This is a genomic window from Flavobacterium sp., assembly GCF_031422135.1.
GTDB lineage: Bacteria > Bacteroidota > Bacteroidia > Flavobacteriales > Flavobacteriaceae > Flavobacterium.
The window spans coordinates 14,212-37,477 of sequence record NZ_JANOQD010000062.1; the positions used below are offsets into that span (position 1 = coordinate 14,212).

General features: G+C 30.9%; 21 protein-coding genes. 12 read left to right on the forward strand and 9 right to left on the reverse strand.

Translation table 11 applies throughout. The annotated features are described in order from the left end of the window. Nucleotides 1-438 precede the first annotated feature (438 nt). From RMO70_RS08595 to RMO70_RS08615, 5 genes are read left to right on the forward strand one after another with little or no spacing between them, the layout of a single operon-like run. Complete coding sequence (locus RMO70_RS08595) at nucleotides 439-2,331, forward strand: AHH domain-containing protein (protein ID WP_310556020.1); 1,893 nt, start codon at nucleotides 439-441, stop codon at nucleotides 2,329-2,331. After that, the gene (locus tag RMO70_RS08600) at nucleotides 2,331-3,056 is read left to right on the forward strand and encodes an imm11 family protein (RefSeq protein WP_310556021.1); all 726 of its coding nucleotides are present in this window, start codon (nucleotides 2,331-2,333) and stop codon (nucleotides 3,054-3,056) included. The genes RMO70_RS08595 and RMO70_RS08600 overlap by 1 nt, the downstream gene beginning before the upstream one ends. An 18-nt stretch (nucleotides 3,057-3,074) precedes the next feature. Then, entirely contained in the window at nucleotides 3,075-3,509 is a 435-nt protein-coding gene (locus tag RMO70_RS08605) for a hypothetical protein (protein WP_310556022.1), read from the forward strand. Between the two features lie 57 nt (nucleotides 3,510-3,566). Next, a complete protein-coding gene (locus RMO70_RS08610) occupies nucleotides 3,567-4,181 on the forward strand; it encodes a hypothetical protein (RefSeq protein ID WP_310556023.1) in 615 nt (204 codons plus the stop codon). After that, nucleotides 4,178-4,960, forward strand: a complete 783-nt coding sequence (locus tag RMO70_RS08615; RefSeq protein ID WP_310556024.1) for a hypothetical protein — start codon at nucleotides 4,178-4,180, stop codon at nucleotides 4,958-4,960. The genes RMO70_RS08610 and RMO70_RS08615 overlap by 4 nt, the downstream gene beginning before the upstream one ends. A 147-nt stretch (nucleotides 4,961-5,107) precedes the next feature. On the opposite strand, the gene RMO70_RS08620 is transcribed toward RMO70_RS08615, so the two are convergent. Continuing rightward, nucleotides 5,108-6,358 (reverse strand): ABC transporter permease, encoded by a 1,251-nt coding sequence (locus RMO70_RS08620; protein ID WP_310556025.1) that lies wholly within the window; start codon nucleotides 6,356-6,358, stop codon nucleotides 5,108-5,110. Nucleotides 6,359-6,509: 151 nt separating this feature from the next. Between RMO70_RS08620 and purH the strand changes: the two genes are divergently transcribed. From purH to rodA, 6 genes are read left to right on the forward strand one after another with little or no spacing between them, the layout of a single operon-like run. Continuing rightward, entirely contained in the window at nucleotides 6,510-8,042 is a 1,533-nt protein-coding gene (purH, locus tag RMO70_RS08625; RefSeq protein WP_310556026.1) for a bifunctional phosphoribosylaminoimidazolecarboxamide formyltransferase/IMP cyclohydrolase, read from the forward strand. Between the two features lie 54 nt (nucleotides 8,043-8,096). Then, nucleotides 8,097-9,125, forward strand: coding sequence for a rod shape-determining protein (locus RMO70_RS08630; protein ID WP_310556027.1), 1,029 nt, complete (start codon nucleotides 8,097-8,099; stop codon nucleotides 9,123-9,125). A gap of 11 nt (nucleotides 9,126-9,136) precedes the next feature. Next, complete coding sequence (gene mreC, locus RMO70_RS08635) at nucleotides 9,137-9,967, forward strand: rod shape-determining protein MreC (protein ID WP_310556028.1); 831 nt, start codon at nucleotides 9,137-9,139, stop codon at nucleotides 9,965-9,967. After that, nucleotides 9,960-10,466, forward strand: coding sequence for a rod shape-determining protein MreD (locus RMO70_RS08640; RefSeq protein ID WP_310556029.1), 507 nt, complete (start codon nucleotides 9,960-9,962; stop codon nucleotides 10,464-10,466). The genes mreC and RMO70_RS08640 overlap by 8 nt, the downstream gene beginning before the upstream one ends. Next, nucleotides 10,463-12,400: a penicillin-binding transpeptidase domain-containing protein gene (locus RMO70_RS08645; protein ID WP_310556030.1), complete on the forward strand. Its 1,938-nt coding sequence runs from the start codon at nucleotides 10,463-10,465 to the stop codon at nucleotides 12,398-12,400. The genes RMO70_RS08640 and RMO70_RS08645 overlap by 4 nt, the downstream gene beginning before the upstream one ends. Further along, nucleotides 12,401-13,657: a rod shape-determining protein RodA gene (rodA, locus tag RMO70_RS08650; protein WP_310556031.1), complete on the forward strand. Its 1,257-nt coding sequence runs from the start codon at nucleotides 12,401-12,403 to the stop codon at nucleotides 13,655-13,657. A 23-nt stretch (nucleotides 13,658-13,680) separates the two neighbouring features. On the opposite strand, the gene gwsS is transcribed toward rodA, so the two are convergent. The 7 genes from gwsS to RMO70_RS08685 all read right to left on the reverse strand — a co-directional run bounded on the left by gwsS (nucleotide 13,681) and on the right by RMO70_RS08685 (nucleotide 21,794). After that, nucleotides 13,681-14,709, reverse strand: a complete 1,029-nt coding sequence (gene gwsS, locus RMO70_RS08655; RefSeq protein WP_310556033.1) for a grasp-with-spasm system SPASM domain peptide maturase — start codon at nucleotides 14,707-14,709, stop codon at nucleotides 13,681-13,683. Between the two features lie 170 nt (nucleotides 14,710-14,879). Beyond that, nucleotides 14,880-15,902, reverse strand: coding sequence for a grasp-with-spasm system ATP-grasp peptide maturase (gene gwsG, locus RMO70_RS08660; RefSeq protein WP_310556034.1), 1,023 nt, complete (start codon nucleotides 15,900-15,902; stop codon nucleotides 14,880-14,882). A 92-nt stretch (nucleotides 15,903-15,994) separates the two neighbouring features. After that, on the reverse strand, nucleotides 15,995-16,162 hold the full coding sequence (locus RMO70_RS08665; RefSeq protein ID WP_310556035.1) for a hypothetical protein: 168 nt from the start codon (nucleotides 16,160-16,162) through the stop codon (nucleotides 15,995-15,997). A gap of 37 nt (nucleotides 16,163-16,199) precedes the next feature. After that, on the reverse strand, nucleotides 16,200-16,781 hold the full coding sequence (locus RMO70_RS08670; RefSeq protein WP_310556036.1) for a DUF6624 domain-containing protein: 582 nt from the start codon (nucleotides 16,779-16,781) through the stop codon (nucleotides 16,200-16,202). A 430-nt stretch (nucleotides 16,782-17,211) separates the two neighbouring features. Then, the gene (gene accD / locus RMO70_RS08675; protein WP_310556037.1) at nucleotides 17,212-18,066 is read right to left on the reverse strand and encodes an acetyl-CoA carboxylase, carboxyltransferase subunit beta; all 855 of its coding nucleotides are present in this window, start codon (nucleotides 18,064-18,066) and stop codon (nucleotides 17,212-17,214) included. Between the two features lie 66 nt (nucleotides 18,067-18,132). After that, the gene (gene fbaA, locus RMO70_RS08680) at nucleotides 18,133-19,200 is read right to left on the reverse strand and encodes a class II fructose-bisphosphate aldolase (protein ID WP_310556038.1); all 1,068 of its coding nucleotides are present in this window, start codon (nucleotides 19,198-19,200) and stop codon (nucleotides 18,133-18,135) included. A 41-nt stretch (nucleotides 19,201-19,241) separates the two neighbouring features. Next, nucleotides 19,242-21,794, reverse strand: coding sequence for a BamA/TamA family outer membrane protein (locus RMO70_RS08685; RefSeq protein WP_310556039.1), 2,553 nt, complete (start codon nucleotides 21,792-21,794; stop codon nucleotides 19,242-19,244). A 38-nt stretch (nucleotides 21,795-21,832) separates the two neighbouring features. Between RMO70_RS08685 and RMO70_RS08690 the strand changes: the two genes are divergently transcribed. Beyond that, on the forward strand, nucleotides 21,833-22,561 hold the full coding sequence (locus RMO70_RS08690) for an RNA methyltransferase (protein ID WP_310556040.1): 729 nt from the start codon (nucleotides 21,833-21,835) through the stop codon (nucleotides 22,559-22,561). Here RMO70_RS08690 and RMO70_RS08695 read toward each other — a convergent pair. Further along, nucleotides 22,558-23,265 (reverse strand): porin family protein, encoded by a 708-nt coding sequence (locus tag RMO70_RS08695; protein WP_310556041.1) that lies wholly within the window; start codon nucleotides 23,263-23,265, stop codon nucleotides 22,558-22,560. The two genes, RMO70_RS08690 and RMO70_RS08695, sit on opposite strands and share 4 nt — an antisense overlap. Between the last annotated feature and the right edge of the window lies 1 nt (nucleotide 23,266).

Genomic DNA, 23,266 nt, shown 5'->3' on the forward strand with positions numbered 1-23,266 from the left:
ACAAAGTAAGGTTTGTATAAATAAGAAAGTTATAGCATAACGTGCTATATTTTAATTACATTTGCGCATCAAAATAATGACAAATGAAAAATATTTCACACCCGTCCCAACCTTTTCTCAATTTTCACCCTCTATATATAAAACAGCCTAAAGTAAAACCAAACAGATGAAAAAAACAAAACAAAATTGCTACTCGATTTATGGTAATTTCAATTTAGGTTGAAATTATTTTAAACCTATTTTTCTTATAAATCAATAAAATTAGCTCAAATTTAACAAAAAATGTACGGTTTTACCGTAACCTAAAATGTCTGAAAGTGTTCTAATTTTCGCCTGAAAAATTAACAGTTTTAATTTAAAATAAAAAGGGAAAACCAATGCTGCCCTGCACTCTGCAAAAAGAATTGAAAAACTAACTAAAACCCTATGAAACAAAAAATGAAACTACTAATTTTAACCATTATTACAGGATTATTCTTGTATGGTTGCCAAGACGATTTTGAGGATCACAGCACAGAACCAAAACAAAGCATTACGTTAAAGAACTATTCATTAAAAGAAGCAAACAAAATACCACAATTTAAAATTGCGAATTCTAAAGCACGGAATGAATTAAGAAAAACTAGAAAAAGTAGTAAATCTTGCTCTTCTAGAGCGTCGGGAGATTTTATAGCAATAGACTCATCAACAGTTTCTGAAATTTCGTTTGATGATTTCAAGTCTTACACAATGCTTATAGAAAAAGAAGAGGATTCCCAAAGCTATTTTGAAAACTTAGTCATTCACGTTAAGGAGGAAGTTGTAACAGAAGTATTCACAGTAAAGTATACACCAACACAAGCTCCTGTTTTTGATGAAACAAGCAAGTCTTATACTATTGTGGGAAATATAGAAACAAATAAAGTATATGGCATATCCACATTGTATACTGGCAATGGTACTGATGTAGATCCTGATCCTTCAGGAGGTGGAGGTGTATTAAACTGTATTTGGGTGATGATGTGCAATGGACGAAATGGTGGCGGTGTAGGGCAAGAACATCGTTCTACACAAGACTGCCACCATAGCTATTTAAAAAGAGTGTGTGATTTAAATATGCCTGTAAGGAGCAGTTGCAATGCGGCATCAAATTATAATACTGGGAACGGACACGGAGGAAGTGGAACTGGAAGCGGTTCTAACAACATTACAACCAACAATCCCATTACTACTCCTGTAATTCCCAAAACTCCAGAAGAGTTAAAATCGGATATTTTTAAAATGGAGTTTTATGATCCACTAATACAAAGTAAAAAAGATTTTTTAACATCAAACGGTCTAGTTTATAAAGAAATCAAAGATTATGTAACGGCAAGTATAAACTTGAACAATGATGGAGATTATATACCACAAGATATTGAAAATTTTGCGTTGGAGTTGATTGATATACTTCAGAATATGCAAGATGAGAATTTAGCAACTAAACTTGAAATAACTAGAGTGACTATATATGCTAAAAATAACAATTATTTTAATCAAAATTTAGACACTACTTTTTTTAATAACATTAATGGAGTCTCTGCTCTTAATTTTAATACTCCTGATTCTACACCACTTAATCAGGATATAGATCCTTTGACTGTTATTAAAATGGCAAGATTGTTTCTAGCTCATTGCGTAGTTATTAAAGATGAGCATCCTGACTGGTCACAAACTAGAATTTTTGCTCAAGCTTGGTTAGATACCTCACAACTTATGCTAGACATAGTAGGACTAGTTCCCGTATATGGTGAAGTAGCTGATTTATTAAATGGTATTATTTATACCATAACTGGGCAAAGTACTAATGCATTACTAAGTTTTTCATCAACAATTCCTATTGGTGGTTGGTTTGCTTCAGGTGCAAAAATGGCTAAACGTGCCGATGGATTACGATTCCTCATAGTTGGGTTAAATAATACAATTAGTTTTGGTGCGGCCAACAGTAAAAAATTTAGAGCAACTTGTGGACTAATTGCTGGAGATTTAACCAGGCAAGCACACCATATTATACCTAGAGGTTCATTATTACTTAACAATGAAGTGGTGCAAAGAGCCGCTACAGAAGCCAGCAATCAAGGTTTTCATATAGACAGTGCCTTAAATGGTATTGCAGTAGCTACTTGGAGAAATCAACCCAATCATAATAACTATAATAATTTAATATTAAAGAAATTAGATAAGTTTTACGAATTAAATCCTAACGCTACTCCATTACAATGTTATAATTATTTAACCGATTTGATAGGGGATATTAAACATTGGATAGTAAACAATCCAAATTCTCATTTAAATAATTTAGTTTTACCATAATGAAATATTTTGCCATTGAACATAGCCTTGACGAAAAAATAATGGGTAACGTTGAGCAAGTTAAAAAAGTCATACATCATTGTAATGTGAATTATGATAAAGATTTTATTGACAAATTTCCTTTTATGAAAATTGAAACAACTCCCATATTGTCCAACACAGTTTTACATAATAATTCAAAGCAAACTGATTTAATTAATTCAGGCGGAATAGGTTTTACATTTGGTTCCTTAGTAATTAGTAATAAGTTTAAAGAAATATTAGATGAGTTTAATTGTTATGGTATTCAGTTTTTTCCAACTTACATAATTCAAAAAGATATTTCTAATCACAATTACTGGCAAACACACATTTATGAATTTTCTTATGAATATATTGATTTTAGCAAAACTAAAGTTGTTTTTAAAGATAGAGATGAAAATCGAAATGTTATAAAAAAAAATATTGAAATATCTAATCTTGAAGAATTTTTAATTATTGCTGAATCCTTAGGTTATCCAAAAGAAATAAGCTTAGTTGATATCCATTTTAAAACTGATATAAATTTAGATTTTTTTAGAATTAAGTATAGTGATGATAGTTACGGAATTGTTTCAGAAAGACTTAAGAGTGAATTAGAAAAACAGCAATGTACGGGCATAGAATTTAGACCAATTGAGCTTTCATATAGTGAATGGAGTAAGTCAGATGGAGAACGGCAAAAGGTATATGGAAAATCGTGGTAAAAAAATCAAGTAAAATATATGGAAAATACTAATCCACTTAATGTAGACCCAATTCAAGAATGGGTAAATTCTGACAAGGAGTTATCTAAAATACTAGTAGAAATACAAGAAATGTCTATTTCAATAGAAGAACAAGCCGAAGTTGCATTTCACAGAATTTCGGAAATGTATAAACTGCCTAAATTACCTGATGACATTTCTGATGATCAAGTTGGTAAAGATGAAGAAGAACCGACATCGGTATATGAACAATTAGGATTACTTAAGTATTTGAATCCTAATGATGATATAAGAGGATTAGTTTTGTTAGCAATTTATTCTGTAAAAGAAGGGTTTGGAGCGGATGTTAGTAGCATAGTATCTGAAATGTTTACTGATGATTCGGATAACACTGGAATAGGGCATATAGGGGAAAATTCTAATGTTGAAATTATAATTGTAAAAAAAGGTTAAAGTTGGTTTGATTTAGGGTGTAAAATGTTTACCCGTCTTGAATAAAATTAAAAAAATATGAAAAAAAGATTGATAATAATTATAGTATTTATAGGTTTATGCTTTTCTGTAAATGCTCAAAAAAAATTTGAAAATAAACAGTATGGGTTTGCTATTCAAGAGCCAAAAAACTGGATTGAAGCCAGCAATGAAGTTTTAAAGAAAAATTTGGTGAAATTTGAAGTTTCTGATGAAAATTTAGCTAAACTTATTGAAAACAGTAAAGGCTCAATATTACTAACGTCATTTTATAAATATGACCCTAAAACTACTGCAGGATTGATTCCGACAATTCAAATTAACGTCAGAAACAAGCCAGTAGATGATTTTGAATATTTTAAAAGTCTTATTATTCAAAGTTCAAAAGGGTTCGTGAAAGTTTTTGAAGATTTTGAGTTTATTGAAGAAGCAAAGGAAATTGAAATTTCAGGAATTAATTCTGTTTACTTTATTGGTAAGTTTACTATGAAAGGGAAAGATGGTCAAGAAATGAAAGTTCGATCTAGAACTTATGCAATTCCTTTTAAAAAATATTTTTTTCAAGTTAATTTTACTGATGGTCAAACGGGTGAAGATTGCACTCTGGAATTCGACGAACTAATTAAAACTATCAAAATAGGCTTGAAATTATGAATACAACAATAATTAAATTACTGCTATTTTTTTCTTTAACTAGTTATTGTCAGTATAAAACAATTGTCCCTAAATCAGGGACAATTGTTTTTACTTCAAAAAGCATAATCATAAATCAAGAATTATATGATAAATCGTTAGTTGCTTTAAAAGAAAATATGATGGTGGAATTAAGAAAATTTAATATTGCAACGGAAAATATTAAAATTACGGATACAATTCAACATAATCGTGTAGTAAAGTCAATAGATGAAAGTTTCGATCAAAACTTTAATTTTTTGATTAACTATGCTGATAAAAATTACAATTACCATCATACTTTTGACAATAATAAAATAACGTATCATAAAACCATTGATGGAATATTAGTTGGTAATTATAAGACCATCAATATAAATGAAATAATTTCAACTTTAGCAACAGAGGTTTCTGATAACTACCAAGAGTTTGAAGTAAATGCTTTTGCCTATTTTGATGATAATGATATTATCGAAATTAAAGAGTACAGAAATGAAAAAAGGAAAATAAAAAATTTTGATTGCTTCAAAGTTGTTATGTCATATAAAGAAACATCAGACGGAATAGATTTTGAAAATTTTAGTGATAATTATGTATCGTATAAAGAACTTTGGGTTACTGAAAAAATTAAGTGTTTATATCATCCTATTATTAAATACCAAGAGGTTTTACAAAGATATTATCCTTTAGATATTATTGAATATTCTGATATATTAAAAGGATATATCAATAAATATGAATTAGTTTCATTGAAGTTGTAAATATTTAATGTATTAAAACAATATTGATTTTATTAATCTTTCTCTCTTTAATCTGTTATTCTCAAAATAAAACTATAATCCCTAAATCAGAGGCTGCTGTTTTTGATTCAAACATATATGATATGCAAATAAAGTATTTTTATTATACTACATCCCACTTCTTATTGCCTCTACAGGATCCAATCGAGACGCCATATATGCTGGAATAATTCCTGCAAACAAGCCAATCAAGCAAGCTAAACTGGAACCTAAAATAATGTTTCCTGTACCTAGCACAAATTCAAAATCAAGAGCATGTGTGAGTAGTAGCGATATGCCCCAAACCAGTACCAGAGCAATGATGCCGCCAAACAAGCACAATATAACCGCTTCAAACAAAAACTGGAATAGTATAAACTTATTTTTAGCGCCTAACGATTTTTGAATCCCAATCAAATTGGTTCTTTCCTTGACAGAAACAAACATAATATTAGCAATTCCAAAACCACCTACAAGCAAAGAAAATATGGAAATTCCCCATCCTCCAAATTTCATTTGGCTTATAATTCCATCCAGAAAATTTGTAAATCCTGACAATACATTCACAAAAAAATTGTCAATCTCTCCCGTTTTTATTCCTCTAAAAGTTCGTAATTTTTGAACCAATTCCCCTTTGAAAGCTTCTATATCGACTCCGTCAACAGGTTTTATTAAAATGGCGGGTGTTATTAATTCGCTATTGTCACCATACAATTGCCTTAAAAAATTAACGGGAATATAAACCGTGATGTCATCTTCTTCGCCAAATAGCCCAGCGCCTTGTTTTTTTAAAACTCCAATAACGGTAAATTTTTGACCATACAAACGAATTTTTTTACCAATAGGATCAATGCCTTCTAAGAGGTTTTTTGCAACACTATAGCCTAAAACGATTAAGGGTGTTCCAGAATTAGATTCGGATTCATTAAAAAAACGACCTTCTTTAAAGCTCAATGCCTGAATGTCTTCAAATTCATAAGTGGTAGGAACCGTTTTTACGGAACTTACTGTTTTTCCTTCGTATTTTATGTTTTCATTTCTGGTAAACAACTGGAAACACATTGCGTCTAAATCGTTCAGTGTTCGGTTTAAATATTCATATTCTTCATAGCTTACATCTGGAAATTGTTCGCGTTTCCATTGTGGAACTTCTGTTGGTCCAAAAGAGAATTTTAACAAAAAAATAGAATTTTTATCTAACGTGCTCAAATCTTTTTTAATTTTTCGATCTAAAGAATCCACTGCGGTAAGTACTGCAATTATCGAAAAAATTCCAATCGTAATTCCTAAAAGCGATAATAAAGTACGCAATTTATTATTCCGAAGTGCATTAATCGCAAAACCGAAACTTTCACTCAATAATCTAAAATATATAATCATAATGTTGTGATATAATATCTGTAAGTTTCAATAAAAATAGTAGACAATGAAACAAGATAATTATTAGTATAAAATTATAAATATTTGTTACAATCTTACTCAAAAATTAATTTCAAAAAACTACTTTTGCGTAACAAACTACAACAACATAATGAATACTACAAAAACAATCAAATCGGCACTAATTTCAGTGTTCGATAAAACAGGTTTAGACGCTATAGTCAAAAAATTACATCAACATAACGTAACCATTTATTCCACAGGCGGAACCGAAGAGTTTATAAAAAACTTAGGTATTCCTGTAGTTCCAGTCGAGGATGTAACATCATATCCATCAATTCTTGGAGGGCGTGTGAAAACCTTGCATCCAAAAGTTTTTGGAGGGATTCTAAACCGTCAAGACAATGAAACGGATGTGCAACAAATGCAAGAATTTGACATTCCTCAAATAGATGTAGTGATTGTCGATTTGTATCCTTTTGAAAAAACAGTCGCTTCAGGAGCAAACGATGCGGATGTTATTGAAAAAATTGATATTGGAGGTATTTCCCTCATTCGCGCTGCGGCAAAAAACTTTAAGGATACCGTAATTGTACCATCGGTAAATGAATATGCCTTGTTTCTTGATATTATTTCAAATAATAATGGACAAACTACGTTAGAACAAAGAAAGGTTTTTGCTACCAAAGCTTTTAATGTTTCGTCGCATTATGATTCCGCTATTTTTAATTATTTTAATAAAAATCACGAAGAAGCGGTTCTAAAAATCAGCGAAACAAAAGGAGATGTATTGCGTTATGGTGAAAATCCGCACCAGAAAGGATTTTTCTTTGGTGATTTTGAAAAAATGTTTTCTAAATTACATGGTAAAGAATTGTCATACAACAATTTGCTAGATGTGGATGCGGCCGTAAATTTAATGAATGAGTTTAAAGAAGACGCTCCAACATTTGCCATTTTAAAGCACAACAATGCTTGCGGAATAGCAACCAGAAAAACAATGAAAGAAGCCTATCTAGATGCTTTGGCTGGAGATCCAACTTCGGCATTTGGAGGTGTTCTTATTGCTAATGGAAAAATAGATTTGGCTACCGCCGAAGAAATAAATAAACTATTCTGTGAAGTTGTTATCGCGCCAAGCTTTGATGACAATGCTTTGGATTTATTAGAAGAGAAAAAAAATAGAATTATACTGGTTCAAAAACATATTGATTTACCAGTAACTTCTGTGAGAAGTTGTTTGAATGGTGTTTTGGTTCAAGATAAAGATTTGGTGACGGATACCGAAGCGCATTTAAAAACGGCAACAAAAAACGAACCTTCAAAACAAGAAATAGACGATTTATTATTTGCATCAAAAATTTGCAAACATACCAAATCAAACACTATTGTTTTAGCAAAGAGCAAGCAATTGTTAGCCTCAGGAACTGGTCAGACGTCAAGAGTTGATGCTTTAAATCAAGCGATTCATAAAGCCCTTTCTTTTGGATTTGACTTAAAAGGAGCGGTTATGGCAAGCGATGCTTTCTTCCCATTTCCAGATTGTGTCGAGATAGCAAACAAGGTCGGAATTTCATCGGTTATTCAACCTGGAGGTTCTATAAAGGATGAGTTAAGCGTCAATTATTGCAACGAAAATAACGTTTCAATGGTATTTACAGGAATTCGTCATTTTAAACATTAATTTTATTACTTTTGTTCAAGATATAATATAAACAAACTTTAACCATTACTTAATATGGGATTTTTTGATTTCATGACTGAGGATATAGCAATTGACCTTGGTACCGCAAATACATTAATTATTCACAACGACAAAGTTGTTATTGATAGCCCTTCAATAGTTGCTCGCGATCGAATAACTGGAAAAATTATAGCCGTAGGAAGGGAAGCTAGCTTGATGCAGGGGAAAACACATGAAAACATTAAAACAATTCGTCCATTAAAAGATGGTGTAATAGCTGATTTTGATGCTTCAGAGCAAATGATAAAAATGCTTATAAGAAGTATTCCAGCCCTACAAAAAAGATTGTTTACTCCAGCATTGCGTATGGTAATTTGTATTCCATCAGGTATTACTGAAGTGGAAATGCGAGCGGTAAAAGAATCAGCGGAGCGTGTAAACGGAAAAGAAGTATACTTAATACACGAACCAATGGCAGCATCAATCGGTATTGGGATTGATATTATGCAGCCTAAAGGGAATATGATTGTTGATATAGGTGGAGGAACTACCGAAATTGCTGTTATTGCTTTGGGCGGAATTGTTTGTGATAAGTCTGTTAAAATTGCAGGCGATGTTTTTACTAACGATATTATCTATTATATGCGTACCCAACACAATTTATTTGTTGGAGAAACCACTGCCGAAAAAATTAAAATCGAAATAGGAGCAGCCATTGAAGATTTAGATTCGCCACCAGAAGATATGTCAGTTCAAGGGCGAGATTTATTGACGGGTAAACCAAAACAAGTTGAGGTTTCCTCACGTGAAATTGCAAAAGCATTAGATAAATCGATTCAAAGAATTGAAGATGCAGTAATGGAAACATTATCACAAACACCACCAGAATTAGCAGCTGACATATACAATACAGGTATTTATCTCGCAGGTGGTGGTTCCATGTTACGTGGATTAGACAAGCGTATTTCTCAAAAAACAGATTTGCCTGTTTTTATTGCTGAAGACCCTTTAAGAGCGGTTGTTCGCGGTACGGGAATGGCATTGAAAAACATTGCAAAATACAGAAGTATTCTTATAAAATAATTAGAAAATAGATGCAGCAAATAATTAATTTTATCTTTAAAAACAGTAATCGTTTGCTGTTTTTGCTGCTTTTCATTACCGCAATGATATTGGTTATTAAATCGCATTCTTATCACAGAAGTCAGATTGTAAATTCGGCAAACATAGTTTCGGGTAATGTTTTTGAAAAGATTAACGAAGTAAAAACGTATTTCAGTCTCAAGGATCAAAATGACAAATTAGCTGCTGAAAATGCTATTTTACGAAAATTAGTTTTTAATAAAAAAGACAGCACATCAGTACTTAAAAAAGACAGTCTGAAAGGAAATGCAAAAATAGATGTCATACAAACTAGAGTTATAAACAATACGTACAACACTTCCGAGAATTATTTGACTATAAATTCAGGTACTTTAAAAGGAATAAAACCAGATATGGGTGTGATAAGTAGTCAAGGAATTGTAGGTATTGTAGAAAAAACATCTGCTAATTATGCCACGGTTTTGAGTGTGCTAAACGTTAAATCACAAATCAATGCAAAAATTAAAAAATCCAACCATTTTGGGTCTTTAATTTGGAATGCCAAAAATGCAGGATATGTTCAATTGATAGATATTCCAAGATTGGCATCGGTAAAAAAAGGAGATACTGTAGTTACAGGTGGGCGATCCACTATTTTCCCTGAAAACATACCAGTTGGAATTATAGATAAGATTTTTATAGATAAAAAAAACAATTATTATACATTAAATGTAAGATTGTTTAATGATATGACAAACTTGAATCACGTTTATGTTATCACAAATAAAGACAGTGATGAGATAAACGCATTAGAAAAAGCTACAAAAAAAACTAATGAATAACGCTTTAATACTAAATATTATAAGGTTTGTTATGCTTTTGACCTTTCAAATAGTTGTTTTTAACAACATCAATTTGTTTGGTTATATGAATCCATATCCTTATGTATTGTTTATTTTATTATACCCAGTAAATTCAAACAAATCAGGATTGTTAATTGCTAGCTTTTTTCTGGGTTTAGTTATTGATTTTTTCGCAAATTCAGGAGGTGTTCATACTGCGGCTTGTTTAGTTTTAGCCTATGTTAGACCTACTTTTTTTAAGTTTTCATTTGGGTTGAGTTACGAGTATCAAACCGTTAAAATAAACGAGAGCCTTTCTCCGGAACGCTTTACGTTTATATTAATTTCTATTTTCACACATCATATTGTGTTATTCTTATTAGAGTTTTTTAAATTTACATTTATTTTCGATGCTTTATTGCGAACAATAGTTATCACGATTTTTACGATATTGGTATCCATACTTATTATATATCTTTTTAAGCCATCTAGAAAATGAGAAAGCTTTTGCTTCCGGGATTAACAATAGCTGCAGCTATACTTATTATAGTTAGGTTATTCATTTTGCAAGTTGTTGACGATTCGTTTAAGTTAAAATCGGAAAACATTTCAATTAAAATAAAATATGATTATCCTGAAAGAGGTTATATTTATGACAGAAACGGAGAACTGTTAGTAGCGAATCAACCTTCTTACGATATTATGATTGTACCCAGAGAAACCAAATCGATGGATACAATTGAGTTTTGTAATTTATTAAAAATCACCAAAGAAGATTTTATAAAAAAAATTGAAAAAGCGGTGGTTTACAGTCCTATTTTGCCATCCGTTTTTTTAGGACAACTCAATAAAGATGAATACGCTGCTTTTCAAGAAAAAGAACGAAAATTCAGTGGTTTTTATATTCAGAAGCGTTCCCTTCGAGATTATCAAATAAACGCAGGAGCTAATGTTTTTGGATTTATTACCCAAGCTAATGAGGCAATGGTAAAACAAAATCCATATTATAACAGTGGTGACTTGTTAGGAAAACAAGGAGTTGAAGAAACATATGAGATAGAATTACGTGGCGTAAAAGGAGTAAAACACATTCTTCGTGATCGTTTCAACAAAGAAACTGGATTGTACAAAGACGGAAAGTTTGATACCATTGCCATTCAAGGAAAAGACATTACTCTTACTATCGATTCTGAACTTCAAAAATATGGAGAAGCTCTAATGATTAATAAACGTGGTGGTATTATTGCCATTGAGCCAAGTAGTGGAGAAATTCTCGCACTAGTTTCTGCACCATCATACAACCCTGCTTCGTTAGTAGGTAGACAACGATCCCGAAATTACACCAAGCTTTATAACGACTCGTTGGCAAAACCATTGTATGATAGAAGTTTGTTAGCAGAATATCCGCCAGGATCACCGTTTAAGATTATGACGGCTCTCATTGGGTTGCAAGAAAAAGTGATAGATACAGCCACTGCTTTTAGTTGTAATCACGGGTTTTACTATGGTCGCAAACATATGGGATGTCATAGCGGAAGCGGCATTTTTAAGCTAAATAATGGAATTGCAAAATCGTGTAATGCCTATTTTGGTAAAACCTATTTAGGAACATTAAACAAATTTAAACGAACTTCTGAAGGAGTTGATGTTTTTGGTAATCACTTAAAAAGTTTCGGTTTAGGTCAGTTTATGGGTTATGATTTACCCACAGGAAGAAAAGGAAATGTGCCTACTTCTGCTAGTTATGAGAAAGTATATCCTGGTGATGGAGTTCGTTCCACCTATATTGTTTCAAATTCAATAGGTCAGGGCGAAATATTGATGACTCCAATTCAACTGGCTAATATGATGGCTACAGTTGCAAACGAAGGTCATTATTATACGCCACACATCATAAAAAAAATAAAAGGGCAGAAAATTGATAAAAAGTTTACGACTAAACACATTACAACAATCGAAAAAAAATATTTCAAACCAGTAATAAACGGTTTGTATGATGTTTTTAATTTTGGTACGGGTGCAGGTTTAAGAGTAGAAGGAATTGAAATATGTGGAAAAACAGGAACTGCTGAAAATTTTGCTAGAGTAGGGACTAGACGAGTTAAACTTCAAGATCACTCGATATTTGTGGCTTTTGCTCCAAGAGTAAACCCTAAAATTGCTATAGCAGTATTTGTAGAAAATGGGGGATATGGAGCCACTATAGCTGGACCAATAACTACTTTGATGATTGAAAAATATCTTAAAAAAGAGATATCAAGAAAAGATAGAGAGAAAAGAATGTTTGATATTAATTTAAGACCTGTTTATAATAAGTATACAAAAAAGCATATCGATTCTATGTTTAAATTGAAACGCAGATTAGATTCTATAAAAAATGCAAGTAAACGAAAGTTAGATTCAATCAATAAACTGACTAAAGTAATTGTATAAATGAAAAATCAAAGTGTTTCAAATAATATCGATTGGATTACAGTAACTATATATGTTGCCTTAGTCGTTATAGGTTGGATGAATATTTATTCGGCCGATATGACTTCTACTTCAGATTATTATTTTGATTTTAATCAAAATTACGGCAAGCAAGCTATTTTTATAGGTTTAAATGTTATCTTAATTACCGTTATTTTGACAATCGATGCTAAATTTTACGAAAAGTTTTCAACTGTTTTATTTGGAGCCTCATTGTTGTTACTAATAGGGCTTTTTTTATTTGGAAAAACCATTGCGGGACAACGTTGTTGGTACGCCATTGGAAGTTTTACGCTTCAGCCTTCTGAATTTGCAAAAGCTGCGACAGCACTTGCATTGGCAAAATTTTTAAGCGAATCACAAATAAATTTAAAGAATGTAAACCATCAAATTATAGGTTTAGCTATAATTGCGTTGCCAGTGCTTTTAATATTGCCACAACCCGATCCTGGAAGTGCCTTGATATTTCTGACGCTTATTTTTGTTCTCAATCGTGAAGGCTTGCCTTCTTGGTACTTGTGGTCTGCATTTTTTGCAATTATTTTGTTTGTAATGTCTTTGCTTTTAAAACCTCATTTTGTCGTTTTGATCGCATTTTCAGGTGTCCTTTTGCATTATATTAAATCCAGAAGAATTAAGAGAAATATACTGGCAAGTTTAGTAGTATTAATTTTTATGACGGGATTTGTATATTCTGTAGATTATGTGTTTAACAATGTTTTTAAGCAACACCACAGAGATCGTTTTAATATATTGCTTGGACAAAAAGTGGATATGAGTGGTATAGGATACAATACCAACCAAGCAGAGATTGCTATAGGTTCTGGTGGTTGGTTTGGGAAAGGTTATCTTGAAGGTACACAAACTAAAGGAAACTTTGTGCCTGAACAACACACAGATTATATATTTACCACAGTAGGTGAAGAATGGGGTTTTGTGGGAACAATTGTATTAGTATTGTTGTTTGTAGGGCTAATTCTTCGAATATTATATCTTGCTGAACGACAAAAAACAAAGTTTAGTAGGGTATATGGTTATGGAGTTGCCTCCATTTTATTTACTCATTTCTTTGTAAATATTTCAATGGTAATTGGAATTTTTCCAACTATTGGAGTACCATTACCCTTTTTATCCTATGGAGGGTCAAGTCTTTGGGCATTTACCATTTTACTCTTTATTTTTGTAAAAATGGATGCAAATAAAGTGAATGAGTGGTAGGCTTTGGTGCGGATAATTAGAATTTATACGATTTTTTTCCACTGAGAAGTGTATGGATCATAATTGCATTCACCTTCTAAAACCCAAAGCTTCTCATTGTTTTGATATAATGGCAATCTTGAATCTACACACATATACCTATATTCACAATCTTTGCATATTTCTATATCGTCCTTTTTTATATTCCAGTATTTTGTAAAATCATTATTTAAAAGAATATCTTCAAGTCTATTTAGTTTTAAATTACCGAAATTTTGGGAATCAATTTCAAATCTACAAATATTCCCTGTGGAATCTATGTAAACTCTTTTATTATAAAATGAATTAAATAATTTTGACTCCATATATAAATCTAGATTTGGGCTAAATTCTGAAATATCAATAAATTTTTGTTTTTTGTTTATTATATCTTTTTTAGTCCAAATAAAAGTGCCTTTTTTGAATTCTTTTGTTAACTCAATCTCATCTTCTGTTTTAATTATTACTGATGTTCTGTTGTTAGCATCAAATAAGCTTTCAATTTGTGAATCCAATATAACAACATCTTTACTTATAAACAATTGAATTATTCTTGTTGGAATTCCATCAAATTTTTTAAGAATATCTATTAACTCGTTATAATTTGAATTTATAATTCTAATAACCAGACACTCTACTTTTGCATTAATAATATTTTCCTTTATTTTTTCTAAATAATTCAATTGAGAATTATCTACATCTATAATAAAAGTAGAAACTCTATACGGTTTGTTGAATTCTATTTTAAGTGGTGGAAAAAATGAGCTTTTCATTTTTGAAAAGAAAACGAACTCTTTTTCAAACAAAAAATTAAAATATTCTATGATATTGTTTTTGTCCTCAATATTATCGTACAAAGAAATAATATCCTGAATCGTTACATTTTTTGAACTATAAAGAATATCATACAGAGTGTTTGGAATGTACTCAAAATCATATCTTTGTAAATCATAGATGCAACTTCTTTTATGACCTCTAACAAGAATACAAGTTGAAAATAGATGAAAAGGAATATCTAAAGGGTAAATATTCATATATTAAAATGTTTTTTTATAAAAACTAACTACCCAAACATGTCTAGTGTTATGGATTTTAGAATGGCAAGTTTTAATAATATTCTTATTTTCTCTGGTCCCACCTTGTTGTAAAAGAACTAGTTGAAAAGGAACTCCCATTTCGCTCTCTAGAAAATTAAATAATTCTTTCATATTAATAAATCTTTATTGTCTAACTCTATTAAATCTTTAGCAATCATTTTTTCAAAAGGATAATTACAATTTGTTGAAACCATTGCTGATTGTCCTACTGGATTCACTTCCAAAAAAATATAATTTTCATTGTTGTCATATATCATATCCACCGAACCCGTATTTAAATCTAATTCTTGTAAAAGTTCTAACAACTTTAGTTCGATATCCCTTGGTAATAAGAAAGGAACATATCTATTTGGCTTTTCAATGTTATAATTTCTAAAGTCTATGCTAGTTTGCTTATCATTTTGACTAAACATTGCCATTGAATAAATTTCATTTCTATAAATAAATGTTCTAATTTCAAATTGCTTATCAATATTTTTTTGAAATAATGATGGAAAAAATATATCTGGAAACTCATCTATGTCTTTATGAGTAACTTCCATTGTCAACATTGGTATTTCAGTGTTTTTATACCTTATTGCAGTAGCCTCGTATATTGGTTTTGTTATTATTCTTTTATTAATTTTAATAAAGTCTATAACTTCTGCTTTAGAAGAAGTAACAATTGTTTCAGGTATAATCAAACCGATGTCCTTAGCCTTAAGCAAAACGTCAAGTTTGTTAATATTACCTCTTGCTTTGTCAGGTTTTGGAATCCATAATTTTTTTCTAAAAATTGAAAATATTCCATTTGTATATGTTGATAATTCACGAAGCAGAAATTTATTATATTTTTCTACTAATAATACGTCATCAACTGAATAATTCATTTTTAAATACTTTTCAAAAAAACTTTTTTCAAATTCAGGTTTCATCCATCTTCGATACCAAACAACATTGATGTCCTCTGAAACTATTGTTTGTCCGTTATTGCTTTGTATTTTATTGTTATTTATATCTATTTTCAGAGTCCCCGTAAACGAGAAATCATCACCATTTAAACGTATAAAATTTGCATTATAGTAAGATAACCAGTCAATTAGAATATTTGTTGGTTCATCAATTGACTCGTGAGAAAGTATGAGAATCATATAATTCTAGTTTTTACTTTAGAAAAATCAAAAAAATAAAGGCTGTTAATACAACCTTTATTTTAAAATATATTAGTGATAATTGAAAAATATTAATCAATTTCCGATGAATCACCACAGTCTAATCTCATTTCAGACCCACAACCTGTAGTTGTCCCATCACAATCTGTTTTTGTCATAGCAGCTACTCTTCCACCAACTGTTTTTCTCATTGCTTCTTTTGTAAAAAGAGAACCTTTAAAATCTTCTAACTTCTTCATAATAATAATTTAAATAATTAAAAATTAACAACCATTGTTAATTGTTCTTTGTATACGAATCTAGGTAATCCTTTAAAGGGACTAATCCCATACTTTTTCTCATTTCTTCAACTTTGTCAGGATATTGTAATGGTAATGGCAATGGTTTACCAGTACTCCATTCAACTTGGGTTCCATACAATAGTTTTTCTCCTTTATTTTTCAAAACCCTATCATGTAAATAAGCATAATTTTGAGTAATTACATTTTTTCGTTTATACTGTATAGCCATAGCATTCAATACTTCTTCTTGAAAAACTACATTATGATCCGAATGTTGAACTATTAACCAAAAATTCGTACAAGCATCTTTCCCATTTTCTTTCAGACCAGGAAAAGCATATTTTTTTAAATATTTTTTTGCGACGTCACAATTTTTTCTAATTAATTTATCTTGTTCAAATCGCATAGAATCAATATAATTTTTGTCTGCAAATCTTTTTTCATCAAAGGTTTGGAGCTTCTGGTCTTGTTTAAACATAATAGCCAAATTGACTTTAATTTCGTCGGTATAAACCATCCTTGATTTGCAAGAAATATATAAACTGCATAATACTAAAAACAGAACTGTTTTTTTCATTTTTAAAAATTTAATTCTTTCAAATATATTATTTATATATAAAAAACAGTCTCATAAAATAATTCTTTTTTGCAATGCAAACATAATAACACTAAAATTATTGGAGCTAATGAAATTGTTATAGAAAATCTGAATGATTATATTAAGGTTCTAAAAGACGAAGTCACAATCCTTAAAAATCGATTAGAAAAATATGAAAAATAAAATTTCTAACACTGAATGGGAAAAATTATCTAAAATTTCTGAAACTCCTGTTAATGAAATTTACGAATCAGGCTATAGTATGGTCTTTATTTGCAAAGACAATATTAAGGGTAAATGCCAAGGTGATAATAACATTTATTAATAAAAATGGTAATGAAAATAAATCAAAAAAAAATACAAAGCAATAACGCTTTGTATTTTTTGAGATTAGTTGCAAAAATAGTATTTATCTGACTTCATTATTCAGAATTAAATCTAAATATAAATTAATTTTGTCTTTAAGCTCTTTCCTCGGTGTTATGAAATCAAGAAACCCGTGTTCTAATACAAATTCTGCGGTTTGAAAACCTTCCGGTAAATCTTTACCAGTTGTATCACGCACCACTCTTGGTCCAGCAAAACCTATCAAAGCACCAGGTTCTGATATGTTGATATCCCCAAGCATTGCATATGAAGCTGTAGTTCCTCCAGTTGTTGGATCGGTACATAAAGAGATGTATGGTATTTTTGCTTCAGCTAGTTGTGCTAGTTTTGCTGAGGTTTTGGCCAATTGCATTAGGGAATATGCAGCTTCCATCATACGTGCTCCACCTGATTTGGATATCATAACAAAAGGAATGTTATTTTTTATAGAATGATTGATACCGCGAGCTATTTTTTCACCAACAACTGCTCCCATTGATCCTCCAATAAATGCAAAATCCATACAACAAACTACTAAATCTCGTCCTTTTGATTTTCCTACACCTGTACGAACCGCATCTTTTAAATTGGTTTTTTCGATGGCATCCTCAAGACGATCGCTGTATTTTTTAGTGTCTACAAAACCAAGTGGATCTTTGGAAGTCATATTGGCATCAAGCTCTTCAAATACATTATTATCAAATAAGATTTCAAAATATTCTTTACTGCCTATTCTGACATGAAAATCGTCTTCGGGACTTACCCATAAGTTTCTTTTTAGTTCTTCGGCATCGACAATCTTACCTGTTGGAGATTTGTACCAAAGTCCTTTTGGGACATCCATTTTGTCTTCAGTAGCTGTGGTAATGCCTTTTTCTTGTCTTTTAAACCAACCCATGTTAATTTTAGATTTTAGATTTTAGATTTAGGATTGTATTTCAAATCATAATTCACAAATCGTAATTTATAATGTGTTTACGTTATTCAAATCAGCGAAAGCCTGTTCCAATCGGGTGTTGAAAGTTACTTCTCCTTCACGAAGCCATTTTCTTGGGTCGTAATGTTTTTTGTTTGGTGATTCTGGTCCGTCTGGACTTCCGATTTGAGTTTTTAAATAGTCAATATTCTTTACCATATAATCACGAATTCCTTCTGTAAAAGCAAACTGTAAATCGGTATCAATATTCATCTTTATTACTCCATAACCTATGGCTTCTCTAATTTCTTCTAATGTTGAACCTGATCCTCCGTGGAAAACAAAATCAACAGGATTGTTTCCTGTTTTGAATTTGTTTTGAACATAATCTTGAGAATTTTTTAAAATTTTCGGAGTCAATTTTACATTTCCAGGCTTATAAACGCCATGTACGTTTCCAAAAGCTGCCGCAATAGTAAATCGTGGACTTATTTTAAGCAATTCTTCATAAGCATAGGCAACTTCTTCAGGTTGTGTGTATAGTTTTGAACTGTCTACATCTGAGTTGTCAACACCGTCTTCTTCGCCTCCTGTAATTCCTAACTCGATTTCAAGTGTCATTCCCATTTTACTCATACGAGCCAAATAGGTTTTGCAAATTTCAATATTTTCTTCAATAGGTTCTTCCGATAAATCAATCATATGAGAAGAATATAGTGGTTTTCCAGTTTCGGCAAAATGTTTTTCAGAAGCATCTAGCAAACCGTCTATCCAAGGCAATAACTTTTTAGCACAATGGTCTGTGTGTAAAATTACTGTGGCTCCATAAGCTTCCGCAAGGGTATGAATGTGTTTTGCTCCGGCAATTCCACCAGCAATGGCAGCTTTTTCGTTTGCATTTGACAAACCTTTTCCAGCATTAAATTGCGATCCACCGTTTGAAAATTGAATGATTACTGGCGCGTTTAATTTAGCAGCTGTTTCAATTACCGAGTTTATGGTGTCAGATCCAATAACGTTTACAGCTGGTAATGCAAAGCCTTTCGCTTTTGCATAATTAAATATTTCTTGAACTTGATCTCCAGTTGCAACACCTGGTTTTATGTTATGTGCCATTTTTTTTATTTTTTAGATTGACAAAATTACTAATTTATGTTTTAGAACGGATAGTTTATTCCAATATTTACTATTGATTGGCTTAAATTATATTCTTTAAACCATCTTTGGGTTTCAATTTTTGCAGGATTGTAGGTTTTGAAACCAAAATCCAATCGCGCTAAAAAGAATTTGAAATCGTATCTGAATCCAATACCAGTTCCTAATGCTAGACTTTTTAATGATTTTAAACCTGTAAAAATTTTAGTTTCATCGGTCTCATTGTCCAAAACATTCCAAATATTTCCTGCATCTGCAAAGAAGGCTCCATAAAGACTGCCAAAATATTTGAATCTGAATTCTGCATTTAATGCAATTTTCATATTGGCTTCGTTAAAATCATTTAATCCACCGGAACTCCCTTGTCCTAAACTATAAGATTCCCAAGCTCTATTGTCATTAGATCCACCTGCAAAATAACTTCTAGAAAATGGAACTGATTTTGAATTTCCGTATGGTATTGCAATTCCAAAAAAACTTCTAATGGCAATCGTTTTTCCTTGTGTTAAATCCCAATGTTTTACATATTCTATTTCGCCTTTTGCATATTGGGAGTATTCTAAACCAAATAAAGTACGGCTTCCTTCAGTGCTTTTGGGTTGATTTGATAAGTTTGCAGCCAGTGAAAAAACATTGCCTGCAAGCTCGATTTTATTTCGAATACTATAAAATTCCTTATCAAATAAATCGGACTTGGTGTCTTTTGAATAGGTAAAATTAGAAGCGAAAATTAAATTGTTTTCCGTGAGTCGATCTTTTCTTTCTTTAATGCTTTTGATGGCTTTGTAATCTGCGCTTGTAGGGGTTAATGAAGGATATACATTATTCAAAGCGCTATTTATAAAATTAGTTGCACCACCTTCTGTTTTAGTTAAATCTCCATTAGTGTCCAAAAATTCAGAATCTACAGGATAGTTTTTTGAAATTTTATTTAGTATTGTGTAGGAAGAACCATAAACATTGAAATAATTGTCAATATTTATATTTTTAACATACTGAAGGTTTACTATATCTAATTTTGCTGCATTTTTTTCTTTGGGTTTCCAGTTGTAATTTACTGTTGCAGTAAAGTTTTCTTTATCCAAACCAATATTTGTTTGTTTGGTAAAACTGGAGCTTATGTAGCTGGCAGGAAACATTGTTTTGGGGATAATTTTGTCTGTTTTAAATGGAAGCCATAATCTTGGAAAACTTAATCGCATATCCGCACCAAATTCTAAAATATTAAAAAATTGATTGTTAGGATTTGCTAATTTTTTTGATGAACCTATATTAGCTCGAAATCCTATTTCTAAAATTTCAGCTCTTTTAAACAGATTTCTTATGGATACAGATGTACTTCCTGTAATACCAATGTCTTGAATGTTTGAATGTGTAAAATCTACGTTTGCTCCAAATTTGTATTTCTCAATAGCAGTTAGATATATATTGGCTTTAAGGGTTTGTTTTAATGTGTCTTCTACATAAATAATGTTTGGATACTTGAATATTCGTAAATTATTTATTGATTTTAATGTAAGAGAGTGCTTTTTGTTGCTATACAAACTGTCTTTTAATACAAAGACAGCGTCAGTAATAGCCTTTGGTTTGTATTTTAATTTGTCTGTACTGAACAAATTAAAGTTTTTATACCTTGCACTGTCGGCAATTTTAGTTTTATTTTTGGAATCATTATCTGTCGTAAAAATATTTACTTCGCCTATTCGATATATTTTATAAGGAACTGAAATTAATGAATCTCCAACTTTTTTAGTTTGATTTGTAATGTTTATTTTAACAGGTGCTTTATAATTGTTGTTTAAGGTGTCAACTATAAAAACAACGCTTTTTTGTTGAAAAAACCGAACACCATTATCCGTAAAATAATTTGTAATTCGAACTTGTTCTGCTTCAAAATTTTCAACATTGTACTGTTGGCCTTTTTTGATTAATGATTTTGATTGTGTAATCAAATACAATGAATCAAGCGCTGGAGTTTCTATTTCGCGTGACAAAGTATCTATATATGTAGGTTTTCCAGTGGTAACGGAATAGTTTACCAAACCTCTTTTGTTTTCCTTATACTCTATTTTAAATTTTGCTTGGGCATCAAAATAACCCTGATTGAGATAATACGCTTTTAATCTTTTTGTAGTCTTTTGAGTTTTAGTTTCGTCAATAATAACAGGCGGTTCTCCAGTTTCTCTTAAAAAACTATGCCAACCTGAATACCAAAATGATTTGCCTAATCGATTTACTTGTTTTTTTGACAGCCATTTTGATTTTCGATAATACTTTGCAGGATTGGCAGAATATTTTGCTTTAAATATAGAGTCTGTGTTTTTTTTAGATAAATTAAACATATTCAATCGAAGACGATACCCTAAAATTGATGTGTTTGGTTTTTGCATAATATTGCTTAAGAGTTCATCTTGCGAATTTTTTTTGTCATTGACAAGAATTTTGTTGTCAACAAGAAGGTGTTTTCCTTCAGGAACTTTTTTTACAATATTACAAGAACATATAAATGTGCTTATTATAATAAATAATGATATTTTTGTAAAGATATTATTCAAAATTAGTGCAGAAATTTATTTCAAAAATACAATTTTTTATGGTTAGTAAAAACCAAATAAAACTTATAACGAGTTTAATTCAAAAAAAATACCGAAAACAGCATCAATTGTTTATTGCAGAAGGAGCAAAAGTAATTGAAGAGTTGTTGCAATCTAATTTTCAATTGGAGCATATTTATCAAACAAAACCAATGTTTGAAGCCGTTTCGGATGCTAAAAAAGCATTAGTTTCAGAAAGTGATTTAAAAAAGATAACAGCACTAACTACACCAAACGATTGTTTGGCAGTTTTTAAAATACCCCAAGAAAAGCATATTGACGCTACAGGATTAATCCTTGCTTTAGATGATATTCGTGATCCAGGCAATCTAGGGACAATTATTCGGTTGTGTGATTGGTTCGGAATTACACAAATTATTTGTTCAGAACAAACAGTGGATATTTACAATCCAAAAGTGATTCAAGCCACTATGGGTTCTATTTCAAGAGTAGCTATACGTTATGTCAATTTAGAAAAATACTTGTCTGAAACAACAATGACCATTTTTGGAACGTTTATGGAAGGGGAAAATGTATATAAAAAACAGTTTCCGAACAAAGGAATTCTAGTCTTAGGTAACGAAGCAAATGGAATTTCTAAAGAAATTGAAAATTTGGTAAGCAAAAAAATTACAATACCGCGTTTTGGAAACCTACAACTTACGGAAAGTTTGAATGTAGCCACCGCAACAGCTATTTTGCTTTCTGAGTTTAAACGAAGTACTTAGTGAAACGAAAAATTAACAAAAATACCACGTGTTGCCATATTTTGTATGTTTCCTGTCCAAGCACTATTAGGGTCTTTGTCAGGAATCAACTCGTTTTTCATCCCAAAAACACCACGTATTGATGGTGAGAATTTAAAATATTCTAAATACAAGTCGATACCTATTCCTAGTTCGTAATTGGTAGTATTTTTTGTAAGTCTAAATCTATTTGCTGAATTGTCATCTACAGAATCTGCATTGCTCGATAAATTTAAGTCAGCAGAAAGTCCACCAAGTACATAAGGACGAACATTTCCAATTCTTTTTGATGAAAATTTAAGCAATAATGGGAAATGAATGTATGTTGATTTAACCTCTCTAAAAGCATCATTTTCATCGGCAATTCCAGGAAAGTATAAATCACGTTGCCCATAATACAATCCAGGTTCAAATCGCAAATCGATATACTCAGTAAGTCGCAAGTTGCTTATTAAACCCACGTTAAAGCCCATACTTCTTTTTACGAAAATGTCTTTTCCATCAATTTTTTTATCAATTTTAAAATCGTAATTATTAAAACCGAGATAAAAACCAAAATGAACTCGTTGTTTATCAAAATTTTCAAGATTGCGCAACGTATTTTTAGCAAACATATTTCTCCTAAAGAGTTGTGCTTGACTAGAAATAGATAATAGTATAATAAAACAAAAAAATAGCTTTCTCATA